Annotated in this window: 9 protein-coding genes; 2 read left to right on the forward strand and 7 right to left on the reverse strand. The window is 70.5% G+C overall.

Annotated features, from left to right (window positions below; all coding sequences use genetic code 11):
* Nucleotides 1-3: 3 nt before the first annotated feature.
* The 6 genes from AC1HFH_RS23595 to AC1HFH_RS23620 are packed head-to-tail and all read right to left on the reverse strand — an operon-like array spanning nucleotide 4 to nucleotide 18,486.
* A complete protein-coding gene (locus tag AC1HFH_RS23595) occupies nucleotides 4-3,528 on the reverse strand; it encodes a non-ribosomal peptide synthetase (RefSeq protein WP_480244974.1) in 3,525 nt (1,174 codons plus the stop codon).
* Nucleotides 3,512-8,191: an amino acid adenylation domain-containing protein gene (locus AC1HFH_RS23600; protein ID WP_480244975.1), complete on the reverse strand. Its 4,680-nt coding sequence runs from the start codon at nucleotides 8,189-8,191 to the stop codon at nucleotides 3,512-3,514. Before AC1HFH_RS23600 ends, AC1HFH_RS23595 begins: the two co-directional genes overlap by 17 nt.
* Nucleotides 8,188-13,272, reverse strand: coding sequence for an amino acid adenylation domain-containing protein (locus tag AC1HFH_RS23605; protein WP_480244976.1), 5,085 nt, complete (start codon nucleotides 13,270-13,272; stop codon nucleotides 8,188-8,190). Before AC1HFH_RS23605 ends, AC1HFH_RS23600 begins: the two co-directional genes overlap by 4 nt.
* Nucleotides 13,273-13,283: 11 nt before the next feature.
* Nucleotides 13,284-16,403 (reverse strand): nocobactin polyketide synthase NbtC, encoded by a 3,120-nt coding sequence (nbtC, locus tag AC1HFH_RS23610; protein ID WP_480244977.1) that lies wholly within the window; start codon nucleotides 16,401-16,403, stop codon nucleotides 13,284-13,286.
* Nucleotides 16,390-17,721, reverse strand: coding sequence for a beta-ketoacyl [acyl carrier protein] synthase domain-containing protein (locus AC1HFH_RS23615; protein ID WP_480244978.1), 1,332 nt, complete (start codon nucleotides 17,719-17,721; stop codon nucleotides 16,390-16,392). The genes nbtC and AC1HFH_RS23615 overlap by 14 nt, the downstream gene beginning before the upstream one ends.
* A 6-nt stretch (nucleotides 17,722-17,727) precedes the next feature.
* Nucleotides 17,728-18,486 (reverse strand): thioesterase II family protein, encoded by a 759-nt coding sequence (locus AC1HFH_RS23620; RefSeq protein WP_480244979.1) that lies wholly within the window; start codon nucleotides 18,484-18,486, stop codon nucleotides 17,728-17,730.
* Between the two features lie 302 nt (nucleotides 18,487-18,788).
* On the opposite strand from AC1HFH_RS23620, the gene AC1HFH_RS23625 reads away from it, so the two are divergent.
* Together AC1HFH_RS23625 and AC1HFH_RS23630 are read left to right on the forward strand one after the other, a co-directional pair.
* The gene (locus AC1HFH_RS23625; protein ID WP_480244980.1) at nucleotides 18,789-19,268 is read left to right on the forward strand and encodes an MTB12 C-terminal domain-containing protein; all 480 of its coding nucleotides are present in this window, start codon (nucleotides 18,789-18,791) and stop codon (nucleotides 19,266-19,268) included.
* A gap of 46 nt (nucleotides 19,269-19,314) precedes the next feature.
* Nucleotides 19,315-20,022: a siderophore-interacting protein gene (locus tag AC1HFH_RS23630; RefSeq protein ID WP_480244981.1), complete on the forward strand. Its 708-nt coding sequence runs from the start codon at nucleotides 19,315-19,317 to the stop codon at nucleotides 20,020-20,022.
* Between the two features lie 29 nt (nucleotides 20,023-20,051).
* Here the strand turns inward: AC1HFH_RS23630 and AC1HFH_RS23635 are convergent, their stop codons facing one another.
* Complete coding sequence (locus AC1HFH_RS23635) at nucleotides 20,052-21,263, reverse strand: MFS transporter (protein ID WP_480244982.1); 1,212 nt, start codon at nucleotides 21,261-21,263, stop codon at nucleotides 20,052-20,054.
* Between the last annotated feature and the right edge of the window lie 78 nt (nucleotides 21,264-21,341).

Here is a 21,341-nt window from a genome sequence, read left to right on the forward strand (position 1 = left end):
GACCTAGGTGTTCTCCAGCACCTCTTCGTCGGACATCCGAGCGACCTCGAGGTACAGGCTGGCCACTGTGTCCAGCCGACCGGCCCGGCCGGCTTCGGTTTCCCGGTCGCTCAGCAGGGTGGCGAGTTCGGCGACGGTCCGGGTGCCGAACAGGTCGGACACCTTGACGTGGTCGACGTCGAGCCATTCGCGGACTCGGGCGACGAAGGTGGTGGCCAGTACGGAATCGCCGCCCAGGCCGAAGAAGTCGTCGTGCACGCCGACGCGTTCGCGGCCCAGCACCTCGCCGACGAGTTCGGCCAGGGCGGCTTCGACGTCGTTACGCGGTGCGGCGTCCGCGGTTTCGGCGCCGCCGGTGTCCAGTAGCTCCAGTACGGCTCGGCGGTCCAGCTTCCCGTTGGCGGTCAACGGCATCCGGTCCAGGATCTCGATCCGGGCCGGAATCATGTAGCCGGGCAGCAGATCCGCGATCGGGCCGGTGATATCGCCGATGCCGTCGCCGGTGACGGCCGCGACCAGGGTGGGCGCGCTCCCGCCGACGACCGCGGCCACGGCGTGCCGCACACCGGGTACGGTGCGCAACGCGCTTTCGACCTCGCCCAGTTCGACGCGGTAACCACGCAACTGCACCTGGTGGTCGGCCCGGCCCAGGAACTCGATGGTCCCGTCGGGCCAGTACCGGGCCATATCACCGGTTCGGTACCAGCGCATGCCGTCGTACTCGACGAATCGTTCGGCGGTGCGATCCGGGTCGTTGCGGTATCCGGCGGCGACATTCGCCCCGCCGACCCAGAATTCGCCGGGTACCCAGTCCGGGCAGTCCCGGCCCGCGGGCGAGACCACCCGGCAGCGGACGTTGCGCAGCGGCACGCCGAACGGCACCGTCGCCCACTGCGCCGGCGGCTCGCCGATGACCTCGCAGATGGTGTTGTGGATGGCGGTCTCGGTCGCTCCGCCCAGCCCGGAGAACCGGCACCCGGGCACCTGGGCGGCGAGGCGGCGAGCCAGATCGGCGCCGACCCAGTCCCCGCCCAGGGTGACCGCGCGGAGTGCGTCACCCAGCCGGTCGCCGCCGATTTCCAGGATCATGTCGAGCATGGCCGGCACGCAGTTGAGGATCGTCACCCGATGCTGCCGGAGCAGTTGCACCCAGGTGGTGGCCTCGGCCCGCTGTTCGGCATCGACGGCAGCCACCGAGCCGCCCACCGAGAACATGCCGAAGATGTCGTAGACCGAGGCGTCGAATTCCAGCGCGGACAGGGCGAGCACCCGGTCGTGGGCGCCGACCTCGAACCAGTCGTTGACGGCGTCGATGGTGTTCATGGCGGCGCCGTGCGGGACGTCGACACCCTTGGGGGTCCCGGTCGAGCCCGAGGTGAAGATGACGTAGGCGATCGCCTCGGTGCCGGGGATCTCGGGACGGTCCAGCGGCTGCGGATGGGTTCGGGCGGCCTCCAGCGGGACGACGGTGACGTTCGGGCCGAGATCGGCACCGGGCACGGTCAGCGCGGCGACGACCTCACCGGTGCGCAGGATTTCGGCCCGGCGCCCGGCCGGCTGGTCGAAGCCGATCGGGATGTAGGTCGCGCCGGCGGCCAGTACGCCGAGCACCGCGAGGATCTGGTCCGGACCCTTGGGCAGCTGCACCGCGACGCTCGCGCCCGGCTGTACTCCCGCGGCCCGCAGCGCACCGGCGACGGCCAGCGCCTGCCGGGCCAGCGCACCGTAACTCCAGCCGTCGACGGCGGAGTCGAGGCCCCACACCACGGCGGGTGCGTCCGGCCGGGTGACTGCGTATTCGAAGAAACCTTCGTGCAGGCAGCGTCCGCTGACCGGCCCGTCGGTGGCGTTCACCGTGTTCCGGACCGCGGCCTGTGCCGCCGGCAGACCGGGGGCGGCGTCGGCGGTCCAGCCGGCGTCGGTGCCGCCGAGGCGTTCGATCGCCGCGGTGTAGGCGGCGAACATATCGTCGATCAGCCCGGGTGGGAACGCCGATTCCCGAACGTCCCAGTTCAGCAGCAGCCCGCCCCGCACCTCGGTGACCTGGGCATCGAGCAGCACCTGCGGCCCCTGGGAGATGATCCACACCGGTTCGCCGAAGGTTTCGGTCACCCGGTCGGCGAACAGTTCGCCGAGGTTCAGGGCACTGGTGTAGACGATCGGCGCGAGCACCGGCTCACCGCGGTGCCGGCCGAGGTCGCGCAGCACCTCGAGGCCGGAATAGGCGGTATGCGCGCCACTTTCGTGCATGGCCCGTTGCAGTGCGTGCGCGCGCTCGGTGGTGGTCAGGTCGTCGGTGACGTCCACCTCGAGCATGATCGACGAGGTGAAATCGCCGACCACCCGATCGATATCGGGATGCACGGCCTCGCGCTGGAACAGCGGCACGTTCAACAGGAACCGGCTCTGCGCCGACCAGCCGCCGATGGTGTCGGCGAACACCGCGGCCAGGGCCATCGCCGGTGTGACGCCCCGTTCGTGCGCCGCCGTCAGCAACCGCTGCTTGGCGGCCGGTGCCAGCCAGTGGTCGTAGCGGACGGTGCGGTGCGGCTCGGCGCGCTCGGCGACGGGGACGGTCGGCAGTTCGGGGGCACCGGGCAGTTCGGGGAGCCGCTCCTGCCACCACCGGCGGTCCCGGTCCCGGGGCTCGGCGGGTATTTCCCGTTCGGTGCGGTACTGCCGGTAGGTGTATCCCGGAGCCGCCACCGGCACCCCGTGGTACAGGTCGGCGAGGTCGCCGATGAGGACCCGGTAGCTCATCGCATCACCGGCCAGCATGTCGACATCCAGATGCAGCCGGGTGCGCCCGCCGTCGCGCAGCGTGAGCGTGACGTCGAGGACCTGGCCCGCCTCGATGGCGAGCCGCTGGTGCGTCTTGCGGTCGCGCAGCTCCGCGAGAGCGGCGTCGTCTTCCGCCGCCGAATATCCCCGCAGGTCCACCACGTCGAATACCGGGCGGCCCGGTGCTTCGAGCACCTGCTGGGTGCCGTCGGGCAGGAACCGGGTGCGCAGCATCGGATGGATGGCGACCAGTTCGGCCACCGCGTGTTCGAGCCGCCGCGCATCGATCACGCCGCCGTCGAACTCGACGTACAGGTGCGCGGCGACCCCGCCGAGCTCCTGTTCGTCGGACCGCCCGATCCAGTACGCATGCTGCATGGTGGCCAGCGGGAACGGTTCGGATCCGTGGTCGGCCGGTGCCGCGGTCCCCGCGGAATCCGTTGCGCCGACGGGTTCGCCTGCGGCGGGTGCGTCCTCGGCGTCGGCCCCCGCATCGTCCGGCCCCGTACCGCTGTCCAGCAGTGCGCTCCAGGCAGCCACCGTCGGCGCCGCCGCGAGCTGGGCGAAGTTGATGTCCAGACCACGTTTGCGCCAGCGGCCGGCCAGCTTCATCGTGCGAATGGAGTCCAGCCCGAGCTGGATCAGATCGGCGTCGTCGGCGATATCGGTGCCGGGGCAGCCGAGCAGCTCGGCGACGGCCTCGCGGATTTCGTCGGTGCCGATCACCGGTTCATGTGACGACGCCATGGTGATCTTCTCCTCGTTGCCAGGGACGGATGTCTTCGAGCGCGGCGGCCAGGGCCGCGACGCTGTGCTGCCAGAGTTCGGCCAGCCGCCGGGCATCGTCCTCCTCGAACAACGCCGTGCTCCAGCGCCAATTGGTGGACAGTTGCGGCCCCTGCGGTGTCGTGCCGATGGCCGCGATGACATCCAGGGCGTAGCGCAGCGGCAGGTCCGGTTCCGGGTCGAGCGGCAGCGCAGCGGCCGGGCCGGTATCGGTGAGCAGGGACCACGGTTTGCCTTCGTGACCGCTGAGATCCATCCGGCCCAGGTAGTTGAACTCCACCTGCGGTGCGGTCGCCGATACGGCGGGGTCCCGGTTCACGTAGCGCAGCAGGCCGTAGTCGAGGCCGTCGTTCGGTACGGCCGCGGCCTGGTCGGCGACGACCGCCAGCAGGGTGCGGGCGGCCGCCGGATCCACCCGGACCCGGTCCAGATCCACGTTGTCGGCGCCGGCACCGAAACGCACCGGGAAGACACTGGTGAACCAGCCGAGGGTATTGGTGGTGTCGGTGTCCAGCAGGCCATCCGCCCGGCCGTGGCCCTCCAGCGCCACCAGGGCACCACCGGACGGGTCCTGATTCCGCTCCCGCCGCCAGGTCACCAGCGTCACGGTGAGTGCGGCGAGCAGGAACTCCCGCACTCCGATGCGCTCGGTGGTGGCGGCGAGGATGCGTTCGGTGACGGCCACCTCGACCGGCGCCTCGGTGACCCGCAACGACGACCAGCTGTCGGCGACCGGGTCGGGCAGGCGGCGGCCGAGCGCCGGATCCGGTCCGGCCAGCTGGGCGGCCCAGTAGTCGCGCTGGGCGAGCACCTCCGGTTCCGCGGCGCGCTGCCACAGCAGCTGCGACCAGCGTCGATAGGAGGTGAACTCCGGAGCGGGCTGCGGAGCCCCGCCGGACCGGACGGCTTCCCACGCCTGGGCCAGACCGGTCATCAGAATGTGCCAGGACACCACATCCACCGCCAGGTGATGGATGGCCAGCAGCAGCACATCCCCCGACTCGGCACCGGTGATCCGGACCGCCCGCACCATATCGCCGGTACGCGGGTCGATCTCGTCGGTCACCGTCCGGGCGACTGCACCGATGGTTCCGGCTATCCCGTCCCCGGCCGCACCATCCACCGCGGGTCCGGCAGCTCCTGCATTCCGATCGGCCGGCGACGGCTGCACACGGTCGTCCCCCTCGGCATGCCCGTCCGGCCGCACCGGCACCACGGTCAGCAGGTCGGCGGCCCGAATATCGCCCGGCGGGCGGGTGATCAGCCGCGGACCGTCCGGCGTGTCGGCGAGTCGCGAGCGAAGCGTGTCGTGGCTGTCCACCGTGGCTTGCAGGACGGCTTCGAGCTGTTCGGCGGTGATCCCGTCCGGCAGTCGCAGCAACGCCGACTGGGTGAACCGCCGGTAGCGGCCGTATTCGTGCAGCCAGGACACGATCGGCAGCGGTGGTATCGCACCGTACTCGGCCGGTTCCCCGGATGCCGCTACCGTCGGCGCCGCATCGGCGGCCGCGGCCAGCTCCCGGATGGTCGGTGCGGTCAGCACCATGCGCGGATTCACTGCGAGCCCGCGGCGGCGGGCGGCGTTGACCAGGGAGATCGCCACGATGCTGTCGACACCGAGCGCGAAGAAGTCGTCGTCGATTCCGGGGGTGGTTCCGTCGAACAGTTCGGTGAACACCTCGCTCAGCAGCTGCTCGGTGCGGGTGCGCGGCGGCTCGGCGGCTTCGGACCGGTGCGGCCCGGCCAGTGCCTGTTCGGCGCGGCGACTCAGTTCGCGGCCGTCGAGTTTGCCGTTGCCGGTGACCGGCAGCCGGTCGGCGAGCACGATCCGGGCCGGGATCATGTACGCGGGCAGCCGGTCGGCGAGCGCGGTGCGCAGGGTCGTGGGTTCCAGCGCACGGCCGGGCTCACCGACCACGAATCCCACCAGGTTGGCGCCACCGGCTCGGCGCACCACGGTGACTGCGGCCGTGGCCACCCCGGGCAGCCGGCACAGCGCGGTTTCGATCTCGCCGACCTCGATCCGGTAGCCGCGGACCTTGACCTGGTCGTCGGCCCGGCCCAGGTAGGCGAATCCGCCGTGCGGCTGCCGCCGGACCAGATCACCGGTGCGGTACATGCGCCGACCGGGGCGCAGTGGATCGGCGACGAACCGGTCCGCCGTGGCGGCGGGCCGGCCGACATAGCCGCGCGCCAGCTGCGGCCCCGACAGATAGAGTTCGCCGGCGACACCGGGGGGCACCGGCCGCAGCCGGGAATCGAAGACATAGCCGGCCATTTCGGCGACCGGCGGCCCGATGGTCGGCTCGCCGGTGTCGGCCACCGCGGCGACCACCGCCTCGACCGTCGTCTCGGTCGGCCCGTAGCAGTTGTACACCGCGGTGCCGGGCAGCGCCCGCAGTCGCGCCCAGAGGGCAGTGTCGATCGCCTCACCGCCCAGAGCCAGGACGGTCAGCCGGTCGGCCGGCAGCCCGGCCGCGGCCAGCTGCGCGAACATCGACGGGGTCGTGTCGATCATGTCGATGCCGTGCTCGATCATTCCCGCCACCAGGCGGTGCGCATCCCGCATCTCCTCGGCGTCGAACAGGTGCAGCGACTGCCCGGCGAGCAGACCGACCATCGGCTGCCAGGACGCATCGAAGCTGAACGACCAGGCGTGTGCGATGCGCAGCGGTCGGCCGAGTTCGGCCTGTGCGGGCCGATAGACCCGCTCGCGATGATCGGCGGCATAGGCCACGAGGGCGGCATTGGTACCGACGACGCCCTTGGGCTCACCGGTGGAGCCGGAGGTGAAGATGAGATAGGCGCTGTGCTCCGGGCGCCGGTCGACAGTCGGCGCCACCGCCGGCCGCTGTGCTGCCCGGGCCACAACCTCGGGGTCGTCGAGCGCGAGGACCCGACCGGCGGACGGGCCGCGGTATTCACCGGTGGTGAGCGTCAGTACCGGGTCGGCTTGCCACAGAATCGATTCGATCCGCGAATCCGGCAACGAGACGTCGACGGGTACGTACGCACCGCCCGCCGCGAGCACTGCCAGCAGGCCGACGATCGATCGGGGTGAACGCGGGACCGCCAGGGCCACTACGGTTTCGGGGCCCACGCCCCGGTCGGCGAGTTCGCCCGCCAGCTGTGCTGCCGCAGCGTGCAGTTCGGCGTAGGTGAAATGCGTTCCGGCCTCGACCTCGCCGGGGCCGTAGCTCAGTGCCGATGCCCCCGGGGTGGCGGCGGCCTGGGCGGCGAACTGTTCCCACACCGTGGCACCCGGTCCGGCGGGAGCGGCCGCACCGGCCGCCGCGAACTCGGCATGCTCGGCGGCGGTGAGCAGGTCCAGGTCGTCCACGGTCGCGGCCTCGGGCAGCTGCCGCAGCACGGCCAGCAGTCGGTCGCCGATCTCGGCGGGTGCGACATTCGGCAGGGCCGCCGGAATCGCCTCGACGAGCACGATGAGCTCACCGTCGGTGAGATGGGAGACCACGGTCAGCGGGTAATGCGCCAGGCTCTCCATCTCGACCGGTCGGAAGCGCGCGCCGTCGGCGGTGGTCACGGTCTGGATCGCGGCGTCGATCGGCGCGTTCTCGAATACGAACAACGTGTCGAACAGGGTGCCGGTACCGGCCGCGCGCTGCACTGCCGACAGGCTCAGGTAACCGATGTCGCGCATGGCCGCAGCATCGCGCTGCGACCGGGTGCACTGCTCGACGATTCCGGCCGCCGCATCGATGTGCTGCACCACCGGAATGGTGTTGATGAACAGGCCGATCATCTGCTCCACACCGGACAACCGGTCCGGGCGTCCGGAGACGATGGTGCCGAAGACCACGTCGCGCCGGTCGGTCAACCGGCCGAGCAGCACCGACCAGGCGAACTGGACGACCGTGTTCAGGGTGAGCCCGTGCGCGCGGGCCCAGTCCTGCAGCCGCCCGGTATCGCTGTGCGAGAGGGTGAGCCGGGTCTTCTCCGGCACCGCAGTACCCCGGCTCTCGGGCACTCCGTCGGCGAGCATCAGCGGCCCACTCGACGTCGCGAGGTATTCGGCCCAGGTCGCCAGTGCGGCCTCGGTGTCCTGGGCGGCGAGCCAGCCGATGTAGTCGCGGTACGGGCGTGGCGCCGGCAGCGCCGCCGCCGAACCGCCCGCCCGGTACACCGCGAGCAGCTCGGTGAAGAACACCGCGACCGCCCAGCCGTCCATCAGGATGTGGTGTGCCGTGACGATCAGTCGCCGCCGCGGCCCGGTGGTTCCGGAATCGGGCACGGTGAGCAGCAGCAGTCGCAGGACCGGGCCGCGGCTCAGGTCGAACGGCCGCCGCCGCTCCGATTCCGCGATGGCGTCGAACTCGGGCGGCGTGGCCTCGCGCTCGGTCCACGGCAGTTCGGCCGACGAGGGCACGATCTGCACCGGATGCGGCACATCGGTGTCCCAGAACGACGCTCGCAGGTTCGGATGCCGCACCAGCATCTGTTCGGCACTGCGCCGCAGCAGCGCCACATCCAGCGGGCCGTCGATGTCGACGACGAATTGCATGGTGTACAGGTCGATTCCGGCGCCGGTCTGCCGTGACAGAGAGAAAAGTCCCTCCTGCAGCGGGCTCAATGCCAGCACATCTTCGATCTGCGGGGTGCTCATGAGCGCGCCTGCCAGGATGCGGTCAATGCGGCCAGCGCGGCGGAGTCGAGCCCGGAGGCGCTCATCGGCGCATGGGTGTCGGCCGGCTCCGGTTCGGCGGCCGGCTCCGGCGGCGCTGCGGCGGCCACCGCCGCCGCCACCTCCGCGATGGTCGGATTCTCGAACACCAGCTGCGGGGTCAGCGGCAGGCCCAGCTCCGCAGCACGGGCCGACCACTGGATCGAGATGACGCTGTCGCCACCGAGCGCGAAGAAACCGTCGTCGGCGGTGACATCGGTGATCTCGAGCAGCTCCTCGAGCAGGGTGATCAGGGTTCGCTCGATCTCGGTGGCCGAACCGGCCGGTGCGGTGGCGGCGGCTGGGGCGGCGGCCGGTTCCGGAGCCGAGCGCAGCCGGTCCAGTTCTGCGGCCGGCAGTACCGCAAGAGCCGACACCTGCCGGTCCGGGTCGGCACCGTATGCCGCCAGGGTGGCCGCGAGCGCATCGGCGATGGACTGCGCTGTCGCCGGATCGTAGAGGTCGGCATTCACCACGACCCGGACGTCCATACCACCGTCGGCGGTCACGTTCAGGCTGAGATTCAGATCCAGGAACGAGATGTCGAAGTCCACCGGCAGCACGGTCAGGGTGGTGTCGCCGGATTCGGTGAGGCCGCGCGGCGCCGGCGCCCAGTCCGCGCCCCGGAAGTGCACCATCGTCTGGAACAGCGGATTGCGCGACCGGGACCGGGGCGGATTCAACGCCTCCACCAGGCGTTCGATCGGCAGTTCCTGGTGGGCGGCGGCATCGAGCACGACCTCGCGGCCGCGTGCGACGGTCTCCCGCAGGGTCGGATCGCCGGACAGATCGTTGCGCAGCACCATCATGTTGGCGAACAGGCCGACCAGGGCGCTGCTCGGCTCGTCGAGCCGGCAGGCGACCGGGGTGCCGATGGCGATATCGGTACCGCCGCCGAGGGTGTGCAGCACCGTGGCGACCACCGATTGGCAGAGCATGAATTCGCTGGCGCCGACCTGTTCGGCCAGCGCGACCAGGGCGGCACGTTGTTCGGCCGGGACCCGGAAGGTCACCACTTCACCACGCTTGCCCAGCACCGGCGGCCGCGGCCGGTCGTGCGCCACGGTGATCTCGTCGGGCAGGCCGGCCAGCGCGGCCCGCCAGTACTCGACCTGTGCGGTGGCATACGGATCGGCGCCGGTGCCGAACAACCGCTGCTGCCAGATCGCGTAGTCCGGATACTGCACCTCCGGCACCTGCCGGTGCGGCGCCGCGCCGGTGCCGACTCGGGCGCGGTAGGCGACGGTCAGATCGTCCAGGAAGATCCCGAGCGAGGCATGATCGGCGACGATGTGGTGCACAAGCAGCGACAGCACCTGCGTCCCGTCCGCGGCCACGAACAGCCGGGGCCGGAACAGCGGCTCACCGGCCAGGTCGAAGCGATACTCCGCCACCGCGGCGAGTTCGGCATCGAGCCGGTCGGCGGTGATCTCGGTGACCGGCAACTCGACCGGCGCGGCCGGTTGCACCGATTGATACGGTGCGCCGTCCTGTTCCGGAAACACCGTCCGCAATGCCTCGTGCCGAGCGACCACGTCGCCCAGTGCCGCGGCCAGCGCCTCCCGGTCGACCGGCCCGTCCAGGCGCACCGCGAACGGCAGGTTGCCGACCGCGCTCGGGCCTTCCATCCGGTACTGGAACCACATGGCCAGCTGGGAGTAGGACAGCGGCAGCCGGTCCGGCCGCGCACCCGCGGTCAGGACGGGACGTGCCGGGCCCGCGGGCGCACTGTCCGCACCGCCCTCGCCGGTGCTGATCTCGTCCTCGTCCAGGGCATCCAGGTCGATGCCGAACTCGTCGAGGAACTGCTGCGCCAGCTGCGCGGCCAGCCCCGCGGGTGTCGGGCGGTCGAACACCGCACGGACATCGAGTTCCATCCCGAACTCGCCCCGGATCCGGGCGATCAGCCGGGCCGCCAGCAGCGAGTGGCCGCCCAGGTCGAAGAAGGAGTCGTCGGCGCCGACCCGATCCATTGCGAACAGCTCCCCGAACAGCGCGCACATGCGCCGCTCGGTGGCGGTGGCCGGAGCCCGGAAGCTGCGGGCGGCCACCGGCTCCGGCGCGGGCAGTGCCCGCTTGTCCAGCTTGCCGTTGACGGTCAGCGGGATCTGTTCGAGCACCGTGAACGACCCGGGCACCATGTACTCCGGCAGGCTCGCGGCCGCGTGCGCACGCACCTGCGCCGGATCCAGTTCCGTTGCCGCCGTTCCGGTGGCGGGAACCACATAGGCGGCCAGCATCGGGCCCGCCGCGGGGTCGTCGGCCACGATCACCACACAGTGCCCGACCTCCGGGTGGCTGCCGATAGCGGATTCCACCTCACCGAGCTCGATCCGGAAGCCGCGGACCTTGACCTGGTCGTCGGCCCGCCCGGCGAAATCGAGGATGCCGGTGGCATCGCGGCGGGCCAGATCGCCGGTGCGATACAGGCGTCCGCCGGGCGTGAAGGGATCGGCGACGAAACGCTGCGCGGTGAGACCGGCGCGGCCGAGATACCCACGGGCGAGCTGTGCGCCACCCAGATAGATCTCGCCCACCACACCGTCCGGGACCAGCTGCAGGGCCTCGTCCAGGACATAGGCGGTGACGTTCTGGTTGGGCCGGCCGATCGGTACGGTACCGGCGCCCTGCGGTCCGGTCACCGCGAGGTGCGTCGCGCAGACGACGGCCTCCGTCGGCCCGTAGTGGTTGCGCAGTTCGGCGTCGAAGATCGTGGCGAACTTGTCGGCGACCTCGCCCGGCAGGGCTTCACCACCGACCGGCACATGCCGCAGCGACCGCCATTCGTGCACTTCCGGCAGCAGCAGGAAGGTGCTCAGCATCGAGGGCACCATGTGCAGAACGGTCACCCCGCATCGGGTGATCAGCTCGGCGACGTAGCCGATATCGCTGAAGGCGTCCGGCTTCGGGACCACCAGCCGGGCACCCAGCGCCAGCGTCACGAAGATGTCCAGCAGCGATGCGTCGAAGCTCACCGACGACGACTGCAGCAGCCGGTCGTCGGCGGTCATGCCCCACTGCTGGGCGAAACCGCGAACATGTTCGGTGATCGCGGCGTGCGCGACCGGCACACCCTTGGGCCGCCCGGTCGAACCGGACGTGTAGATCACATAGGCCAGGTTCTGTGGGCGCAGCGGCCGGGTCCGGTCGGCATCCACCGGATCGGAATCGGGGTAATCGCACGCCATGGCCTCGGCGGCATCCAGCTCGACCCGGCCGAGCACGAGCTTCGGTTCGGCATCGGCGATCAGGTATTCGATCCGGTCGTCCGGATACGCCGGGTCGATCGGCAGGTAGGCCGCACCGGCCTTGAGCACGCCGAGCAGTGCGACGACGAATTCCGCCGACGTGCTCAGCCGGAGGCCGACGATGTCGTCGGCGCCGATGTCCTGCCCGATCAGCCAGTGCGCCAGCCGGTTCGACCGCCGGTTCAGATCGGCGTAGGTGAGTTCCAGCTCGTCGGTGACCACCGCGATCGCGTCCGCCGCCCGCGCGGCGTTCGCCTCGAAGAGTTCCACCAAGGTGCCGGGCTCGGCCGCGACCACCGGTCCGCGGGAGTGCGCGAGGATGGTCTCGCGGTCCGCGGCACCGAGCAGATCCAGATCGGCGATCCGCCGATCCGGTTCGGCCAGGGCGCTGTCGAGCAACTGCACATAGTGCGCGAGCAGCCGGTCGACCAGCGACTCGTCCAGGTCGGCCACCCGATATTCGGCCTCGACCACGGTGGCGCCGCTCGCCTCGGTCACGATGGCCAGCGCCAGCGGCACCTGCGCGTCGGTGACCCCGAGATCCAGCTGTTCCGCGGTCACCCCGGGCAGCGCGAAATCCTCGGCGCTCTTGCGCATGCTGAAGCCGATCCGGACGAGCTGTTCCATCCCGTCCCGGCCGGCCACCCGCTCCGGGGCGGCAATCCGGACGACCTGGTCGATTCCGGTGTCCTGGTGAGCGAATCCGCCGAGGCAGGTCTCCTTCGTCGCGGCCAGCAGCGAGGTGAAACTCTCCTGCGGCGCGATCGTCTCGCGCAACAGCAGGGTATTGCCGAAGTAGCCGATGAGCGCCTCGGCGGCCGCATTGCGGCGCACCGTCACCGGGACCGAGACCAGGAAATCCGCGGCCGCGGTGTAGCGGTGGGTGACTGCAGCGAAACCGGCCAGCCACACCATGAACGGGGTGGCCGCATGGGTTCGAGCGGATGCGGCCACCCGCTCGGCCAGTTCGGGCGGCACGGGCCGGGTACGCCGGGCAGCCTGTTTGCCGGTCGCGGCACCGGGAGTGCCGGGCAGCTCGAGCGGCTCCGGCAATGGCTGCAGGGCGGAACGCCAGTAGTCGAGACCGGCGTCCTCCGAACCCGGTTCCGCGGGCACTTCGACGTCGGCGAACTGGGCGCTGAGTTCGCCGAGCGCGCCCTCGGCGGCGTACGCCGCATTCAGATCGGTGAAGAACACCGCCCAGGAGTCGTCGTCCCAGCAGATGTGGTGCACGGTCAGCAGCAGATGCCACTCCCGGTCGCCGGTGCGGGCCAGCTCGGCCCGCAGCGGCGCCGCGGCGGTGAGGTCGAACGGCCGGTCCGCGGCCCGGCGGGCGAGCACGGCGACCCGCCGGTCCCGGCTCTCCGGCCCCAACTCGGTCAGATCGTGTTCCGCCCATTCGGGTTCGATACCGTCCCGCACGACCTGGTACGGCACGCCGTCGGCGCCGGCACCGTAGGTGGTGCGCAGGATGTCGTGCCGGGCCACGACCGCGGCAAATGCGGACCGCAGCCGGGCGGCATCCAGCGCACCGGTCAGCCGGTAGACGACGCAGACGTTGAGGCTGGTGTCCGCGGGGTCACGGGACTGCAGGAACCACATCCGCTGCTGCCCGGGGGCCAGCGGATGCTGTTCCCCGCGTGCCCGGCGGGCAGCCGGGGCGGCGGCAGCATCGGTGGCAAGAACGCCGCTTTCGGCCATCCGGCGGCGCAGCAGTTCCCTGCGGCGGTCGGCAGCTCCGGCACCCGACCGCTTTGTGGCATCGGTGTCTGGCATGAATCTGGCCCTCAGCCCTCTTGATTGGTGTTCTCGGCCATGAGCAGTACGACATCGTCGAACGACGCACCGCCGAGGATCGCTGCGACCGGAAGATCCCGGTCCAGCTCCGATCTGATCCGTTTACGAAAATCCAGCGCCTGCATCGAATCCAGGCCGAGTGCCACGAGTGGCACGGAGGTGTCGATCGCCTCGCCCGGATCGGTGCCCATCACCTGCGCCAGCTGAGCCGCCAGCAGGTCGGGCAACGGGGTGGCGGGCGGCTCGGCCGGGGCGGCCGGGACCGGCCGGGCGGCCGGCGGTGCCGGGTCCGGGGCCGGTGACGCCGCAGGCGCATCCGGTACCAGCGCGAGCACCCGATCCTGGCCGAACGAGGCCAGCACATCGCGGACCAGCGCCCAGTCGGCCGCGGCGACCACCGCGTCACCACGATGGTCGGTCAGCCCCGCCGCGATCGCCGCAGCCGGTGCCATCGGCACCATTCCGGCACCGGATACCCGGGACACGCCGTCCGCGTCGAGTGGGCCGACGACCTGCCACAGCCCCCATTGCACCGAGACGCAGTCCACGCCACGCGCCCGCAAGCGGCGGGCGGCGACATCGAGCAGCCGGTTGGCGGCGGCGTAGAGAATCTGCCCACGCCCACCCAAGGTGGCGGCGATGGAAGAACACAGCACCACCCGTGCGGCTGCGGTCAGCGGGAACGCCGCCAGTGTCGTTTCGAGTCCACGAATCTTGGAGCTCGTCACGGCGGCGACATCGTCGGCGGTGATCTCGGTGAGTTCGGCGTCCACGTAATTGACCGCCGCATGGATCAGCAGGCCTACCGGCGGCGCCGCGGCGGCGGCGCGTTCGACGGCCGCGGGGTCGTTCACATCGCAGGCCGTCACCACAATCTCGGTGCCACCTGCCCGCACTGCGGCGAGTTCCTCGGTGACCGGGCCGGTTTCGCCGGAACGGCTCAACAACGTGATCCGGGTGGCGCCCGTGGCCGCATAGTGCGCACACAGCTGCATTCCGAGCCGCCCGGTCCCGCCGACGATCAGGACATGCGACAGGTCCGGCGTATCCGCTGCCGACGGGGAATCATCCGGCACCAGGCGTTTGCCGTACACCCGGCCGGTGCGCAGCGCCAGCTCGGCTTCCCCGGCGGTGTGCAACGCTCCGACGACTCGCCCCGCCTGCTCCTCGGCCGGGACGGCGGAGTCGAGATCGAGGTGCCGGAACCGCAGTTCCGGATACTGCACTCCCGCGCATCGGAAGCCCGCGGCGGCCGCCACCGGGAAGGCCGGCATCGGATCGGCGGCGAGTACCGGCTCCGCACCGAGGGTTACCAGCCAGAGTTCGCCACCGGCTGCTGCCTGCCCGATCGCGGGCAGCCAATCCCGGTCGGTGAAGAACCGGGTGAGTTCGACACCGGCCGTGGCCGGTTCGGCCGCATCCGGCGCCGCCGGGCACAGCAGCACCACGGCGTCGTATTCGGGCGGCGCCGCCCGGTCGGCGAGCTCGGCGCGGCCGAGCACGGTTGCGGTGGCACCGTATCGGTCGGCGGCGCCGGCCACGGCCTCGGCGAGCTCGCGGCACTGGCCCGTGTAATCGACGAGGGCGAGCGTCCGGGGGGCGATCATGGACCGTTTGTCCAGCGCGATCCATGATTCCCGCAACCGCTGCGGAGCCGGTCCGGACTCGGGCGGCGCGGCGGCGACGGGATCCTGCGATTCCGTGACCGTGGCCGTGACCGGGGTTCCGGGGTGTGCCCACAGCGTCTTGCGCTGCATCTGCGTGTTCGGGAAACCGGGCAGCGGCAGCGCCGGCGGGCCGGGAACGGCCGTCTGCAGGGCCGACCAGTCGTAGTTCAGATCGTGTACGGCGACCTCGGCCAAGTTCCGGGTGAACTCGGCCAGTCCGGTCGCGGTCCGCAGCGAGGTACCGAGCACCCGGATGTCCCGCTCGGCGGGCGCCGACCGGACGTTCTCCTGCAGCGCCAGCTGCAGCACCGGATGTTCGGCCACTTCGATCAGGGTGTCGATGCCTGCGGCCACGGCCGCCCGGACCGCCTTGTCGAAGCGCACCCGGTTGCGCAGGTTCCAGTACCAGTACTGCGCATGGGTGAGATCCGGGGTGATGCGCTCGCCGAGCGTCGCCCCGTAGCAGGCGATCTCGCCGGGCGCGAACGTCGAGCTGCTCAGTCCGCTGCGCAGGATTCCCTCGAATTCGGCGCGCAGCCCGCTCACATACGAGGTGTGCGCCGGATAGGCGACCTGGATCTCACGGGCGAACTGCCCGCGTTCGGTGGCGATGGAAACCAGGTCGGTGACCGTCTCCCGCTCACCGGAGATGGCAAGGATATTCGGCGCGTTGACCACCGAGAGTTCAGCCCAGCCGGAATGCCGGGCCAGCAGCGTCTCGCACTCGTCACGATCCATGCCCAGCACGGCCATCGAGTAGCCGCGCGGTGCGATCCGGTCCACCTGCCGGGCGCGTTCGGTGACAACCAGGACCGCGTCACGCAGGGTCATGATCTCCGAGACCGCCCCCGCGGCCAGCTCACCCTGGCTGTGCCCGATCGTCGCGGCGGGGCGCACCCCGGCGGCCCGCCACATGGCGGCCAGGCCGTACATGTGGAACATGAGTGCGGGCTGGACCTCCCACACGACATCCTCGTACCGGCCTTCGTGGCCGAGCAGATAGTGCAGCGGCTGCGAGTGGCCGAATCGTTCGGCGTGCATCGCCACGCATTCGTCGACGGTGTTCCGGTACTCCGTCGATACCTCGTAATAGGTGGCGCCCATCCCGGGCCGCTGACTGCCCTGGCCGGGGAAGACGAAGCCGATCTGCCGCGCAGCGGCGGGACCGGCACCGGTCACGACCGCCGGATGCGAGGCGCCGTCGGCGACCGCGCGCAGGCCCTCGGCCAGCTCCGCACGGGTCCGGACCATGGCCAGCGCCCGGTACCGGCGTGCGCTGCGGGTACGGAACAGCATGTCCGCGATCTGTTGCGGGGTGAGGTGTGGATACTCCGCCAGGTAGGCGCCGATCGCAGCGGCCTCGGCGCGCAGCCCCTCGGCACGATCCGCGGACAGCAGCACTGGAACGGTGCCGTCGGGCAGCTGATGACTAACGCTGGGCATCGACGGGCTCCTCGAGAACGGGCATCGAAACGATGGCGTGCGCATTGGTGCCGGCCACGCCGAACGACGAGACGGCGCCGTAGCGCACCCCATCGATCGGCTCCCACGGTTCGGCCACCGAGGCCAGACGCAGGCCGGTGGCCGACCAGTCGATCTCGGTGGTCGGACGGTCCGCCCACAGACTCGGTGCGATCCGGCCGTTGGCCCCGCACTGCAACACCTTGATCAGGCCGAGCATCCCGGAGGCAGCCTGCGCGTGACCGGTGTTCGTCTTGACCGAGCCCAGTGCGGGATCGCCCCCGGCCGCACCGTAGGTACGGGCCAGCGCGGTCAGTTCCAAGGGGTCGCCGACCGGGGTGCCGGTGCCGTGGCCTTCGATCAGGCCGATCAGCTTCGGCTCGATCCCGGCGGCGGCCACGGTGTCCCGGATCAAGCGTTCCTGGGCCGCGGCGCTGGGCACCGCCAGCGGGGCGCCGCCGCCGTTGTGGTTCACCCGGGAACCGAGCAGCCGCCCGTACACCCGGTGCCCGAGTTCCCGGGCCCGGGATTCGCGTTCCAGCACCAGCACGCCCGCGCCTTCACCCCACAGGGTTCCGGTGGCATCGACGGAGTAGGACCGGCAGTGGCCATCGGCGGCCAGCGCATTGTTCTTGGAGAATTCGAAGAACGCACCGGGACTGCCCATCACGCAGACCGCGCCGGCGAGCGCCCATTCACATTCGCCGCCCCGGACGGCCGCAGCGGCCTGATGCACCGCGGTCAGCGACGAGGCACATGCGGTGTCCACGCTGATCGACGGGCCGATCAGCCCGAGGCTGTGCGAAACCCGCCCGGCCACCGCACCGAGTGCCGTGCCGGTGACCCGGAACCCGCTGTACTCGTTGACGGCTGCCGCGCTGGGGCCGTATTCCATCGCCGACACACCCATCCAGCAGCCCGCGGAGCTACCGGCGAGGGCGCCCGGATTGAGCCCGGCGTTCTCCAGCGCCGCCCAGGCCACCCGCATACCGACCCGCTGCTGCGGATCCATCGCCACGGCTTCCCGAGGCGTGATCCCGAAGAACATGGCATCGAATTCGCCTGCGCCCGCCAGGAATCCGCCGGCATCGCACACCGGAGACCAGCCGTCGAGCTCACCGAGTGTGAACAACTGCTCCAACGGCCATTCCCGATCCCGCGGAAACGGCCCGATCAATTCCCGCGATTCGGCGAGCGCGGACCAGAATTCCGGCAGGGTATTCGCCCCGCCGGGGGCCTCGACCGCCATACCGACGATCACAATCGGATCATCGGAATCCGCCTGTCCGGCAACCTGCATCGTCTTCTACCCCACAACCGCTGATACATCGGGCCGGATCAGCTCGGCAATGGCAGCGAGGTGGTTGTCGAGATAGAAATGCCCACCGTCGAACAAGGTGACTTCATGGCCGGACCGAGTGTGTTCGGCCCAGGTGTGCAGTTCCTTCGGCGCGACGAAGGGATCGTCGTCGCCGCCGAGTACCAGCAGCGGTGCCTCGACGCGGACATCGGCGGGGCAGGAGTAGGCGTCGAAAGCCCGGTAGTCGGCCTGCATGACCGGCAGCGCCATCCGCATCACGTCCCGGCTGGCCATGACCGCAGCGCCGGTACCGTTCAGCGCGATCATGTGGTCGAGCAGTTCTTCTTCCTCGGTGGGATGCCCGGGCAGGTCCGCGATCCGCAGCGGAGCCGCAGCGGAGGAGACCGTGAGCAGCCGCACGGGGTAGCCCGCAGCCTCGGCGAGCCGGACGAATTCGAAGGCCACGACGGCGCCCATGCTGTGACCGAAGACGGTCAGCGGGAGCTCCTTCGCACGGCCGGCGGCACCGAAGGCCTCGAACGCTCCCGCCGCGAGTTCGGGCAGGGTCGCCGCGGCGGGCTCCTTCGCCCGATCCTGCCGGCCGGGGTACTGGAACACGATGGTGTCGAAGTGCTCGGCCAGCGCCTTCGAGAACACCCGGTACGCCGACGCTCCGGCACCGGCGTGCGGAAACACCAGTAGCGGAGGGGCATCAGCCGAACGCGGGGCCTGGAATTGCCTGATCCATCCGAGCTCCTTGGACATACAAACCTCTTCCAGCAGCGACGGGGAATACCCGCCGCTCGTTCACGCCGTGATCGCAACCGGCAGCGAAAGGCAGTGTCCAGACACCGAGCTCGGCTGCGATCACAATCCTCTCGACAGCAATCGCGGACATCGTGCGCTGATCGCAGCCACTTGTCCCGGCGAATTAGTATAGGCTAACCTCATCACCCGGGCCAACCTACCCACCATAGACGGTAGCGCATTTGCCTGGGCTTACCTTAGATTCAGTCGGATGCCGTAGCCAGACCGGGCACCGGTAGAGAAATGATGGGACCACTCGCATGATCAACACACGCAGCTCGCTGACCCGCCGCGCCGTTGCCGCTGTCGCACTGGCCGCCGGCGTCGGCCTCGGCGCCGCAGCCGTGGCCACCCCGGCCGTGGCCGGACCCGTCACCGGCCAGGTGCGCACTCAGGCACCGAGCGTGGGCGAATTGCAGGCCAAACTGCAACTGGTGGTCAACACCGGTGCCGATCGCTCGGCCCGCGCAGCCGAACTCGAGGCCGGCGAGGCGGGACTCCCCCTGGCGGATCAGATCGGCCAGGCCATGGCCGCCACGCCGCCCAGCTTCCGCTGGAGCGTCATCGGGCCGGTATGGACGGAGGGTGACACTGCCGGTGCGCAGCTGCAGACCGCGGTCGACGGCTGGGAGCCGTGGCACTTCGATCTCACCTGGCGCAAGATCGACGGCATGTGGAAGCTGACCCGCGAATCGCAGTGCACTGTCGCCAGCGTCGCCTTCCTGCCCTGCACGGTCTGACACCCAGGGGAAGACAGGGCAGCCTAATTAGGTTAGCCTTACCCATATGGGCAGAGGATACAACGGGTTCATCGTCAAGGTATGGGGAGCCGACGACTACCGGCTGACCGTCACCTCGACCGAGAAGGTCACCGACGAGTACCTGCGCATCGGGTTCGACGCCGGGGGTCTGCTCGCAGACCACCCGGTGCACCCCACACAGTTCGTCCGGCTCTGGATCCCGGATGCCGAGACCGACAAACTGCATCACCGCGGCTACACCCTGGTCGATTCCGACCCGGACAAGGATCACACCTACATCGAGTTCGCCCTGCACAGCGGGCCCGGCACCGAATGGGCCAAACGCGCAGCAGTCGGCGACACCCTCGATGCTTCGGTGCTCGGCTCCAACTTCCGTCTCCCCGAGGCCGCACCGAGCGAATACGTCGTCTTCGGCGACACTGCGTCGCTGCCGGCGATCAATTCACTGCTCGACGCCATCGGCGATACGCCGGCCCGGGTCTGGTTGGAGTGGCAGTACGAATCCGACCGCACCCTGCCGGTGCGCAACAAGCCGCATCACGAGGTCACCTGGCTCCAGCGGGTCGACGGCGGCCGGCTGCTCCGGGAACAGGCCGAGCAGATCACCTGCCCGGGGGATGCCTTTGCGTGGGTGGCCTGTGACGGCCGCACCACGCGGTCGATCGTCAAGACCCTCAAGCAGACCCACGGGATGGAGAAGACCTCCATCAAGTACCAGGCCTACTGGAAGTAGCGCGGTACCCGGCGGCCGGCGGGCACTCGCTACCCGGCCGCCGGCGTCCGAGCCGCCTCGGCGGAAGCGGCTGTTCCGGCAGGCGCCGGCAACCATCCGGCCAGGACGAACACGGCTGCCGAGATGCCTGCGGCCACCAGATATCCACCGGCGATCGAGGTGGCCTGCATGACCGGCCCGAACAGCAGCGGCGAGCCGAACTGGCCGATGAACATGGCGCTGCCCGCCAGCGCCGCAGCCTGACCTTGCCGGTCGGCCGGCGCCGACTCACCGACCGCGATCGCCAACACCGGCAGCAACACGGCGTTGCCGGCCCCGAACAGGATGCCGGCCAGATACACCGGCACCGGGTGCTCGGCCAGACCGAGCACACCGAAGGCACCGACCCAGCTTCCGGCGGTGATCCGCAACAGCGCCGGGTAGCCGAACCGGGTCCGCAACCACGCGAACCCGAAACCGACGGCGACCGCGGCGAGTCCCTGTATCACCATGAACACCGATACGAAGATCGGTGCGTGCACCTCCAGTTCGGCCAGACGCTGCGGAAGGAACGCCGCCAGGCTGAAGAACATCGCCCCCGCCAGCAGGTTCAGGCCGAACCAGCACAGCAGTGCGGGTCGCAGCCGCAGCAGCCCGAGGGCCGAGCCGCCGGTCGGCGACCGGGTGGGGGCCGAGGATCTCCGCGGCGCGACGAACAGCACCGCGACCCCCAGCGGCACCGCCAGCAGATAGATGGCGAACGCGGCATGCCAGCTGATCCCGCCGAGCACTCCCGCCGCCAACGGCCAAACCACCCCACCGGCGGTGATCGCCACCGTCCGCTGTCCCATGATCCGGTCCCGACGTGGTCCATCGGCGAGTTCCAGCAGGGCGACGGTGGTGGCACTGAACACCGCGGCAGCGCCGACCCCGAGCAGCAGCCGTCCGGCCAGCAGGAGCGGATAGGAGTCGGTACATACCCCCACCCCACCCGAGAACCCGTAGAGCAGCAGACCGGCGGCCAGCGGTCCGCGCACACCCCACCGGTCGATCGCCCGGCCGGTCAGCGGGCTCGCCGTCGCCATCGCCAGACCGTGCGCGGTCATCACCAGCCCAGCGGCGGTTCCGTCCACGCCGAGATCGCCGCGCAACAGTTCCACCACCGGCATCACGATCGCTCCGGCGATCACCCCCAACGACGAGGCCAGCAGCACGATCGCCAGCTCCGCCGAATCCGCTACCCCGGACCGTAAACCGTGCACGTCACCTCCAGCTGTGCCACCGCTGCCGAACCTAGGAGCGGTCGACGACCGGGCGAGCCGGGTATTCCGGCCAGTGGG

The sequence above is a fragment of the Nocardia sp. KT25-26 genome (genome assembly GCF_056627695.1).

Coding starts and splice junctions, on each gene's coding strand:
- AC1HFH_RS23595 (WP_480244974.1), bottom strand. CDS start 3,528: ATGGCGTCGTCACATGAACCGGTGATCGGCACCGACGAAATCCGCGAG.
- AC1HFH_RS23625 (WP_480244980.1), top strand. CDS start 18,789: ATGATCAACACACGCAGCTCGCTGACCCGCCGCGCCGTTGCCGCTGTC.
- AC1HFH_RS23600 (WP_480244975.1), bottom strand. CDS start 8,191: ATGAGCACCCCGCAGATCGAAGATGTGCTGGCATTGAGCCCGCTGCAG.
- AC1HFH_RS23630 (WP_480244981.1), top strand. CDS start 19,315: ATGGGCAGAGGATACAACGGGTTCATCGTCAAGGTATGGGGAGCCGAC.
- AC1HFH_RS23615 (WP_480244978.1), bottom strand. CDS start 17,721: ATGCAGGTTGCCGGACAGGCGGATTCCGATGATCCGATTGTGATCGTC.
- nbtC (WP_480244977.1), bottom strand. CDS start 16,403: ATGCCCAGCGTTAGTCATCAGCTGCCCGACGGCACCGTTCCAGTGCTG.
- AC1HFH_RS23605 (WP_480244976.1), bottom strand. CDS start 13,272: ATGCCAGACACCGATGCCACAAAGCGGTCGGGTGCCGGAGCTGCCGAC.
- AC1HFH_RS23620 (WP_480244979.1), bottom strand. CDS start 18,486: ATGTCCAAGGAGCTCGGATGGATCAGGCAATTCCAGGCCCCGCGTTCG.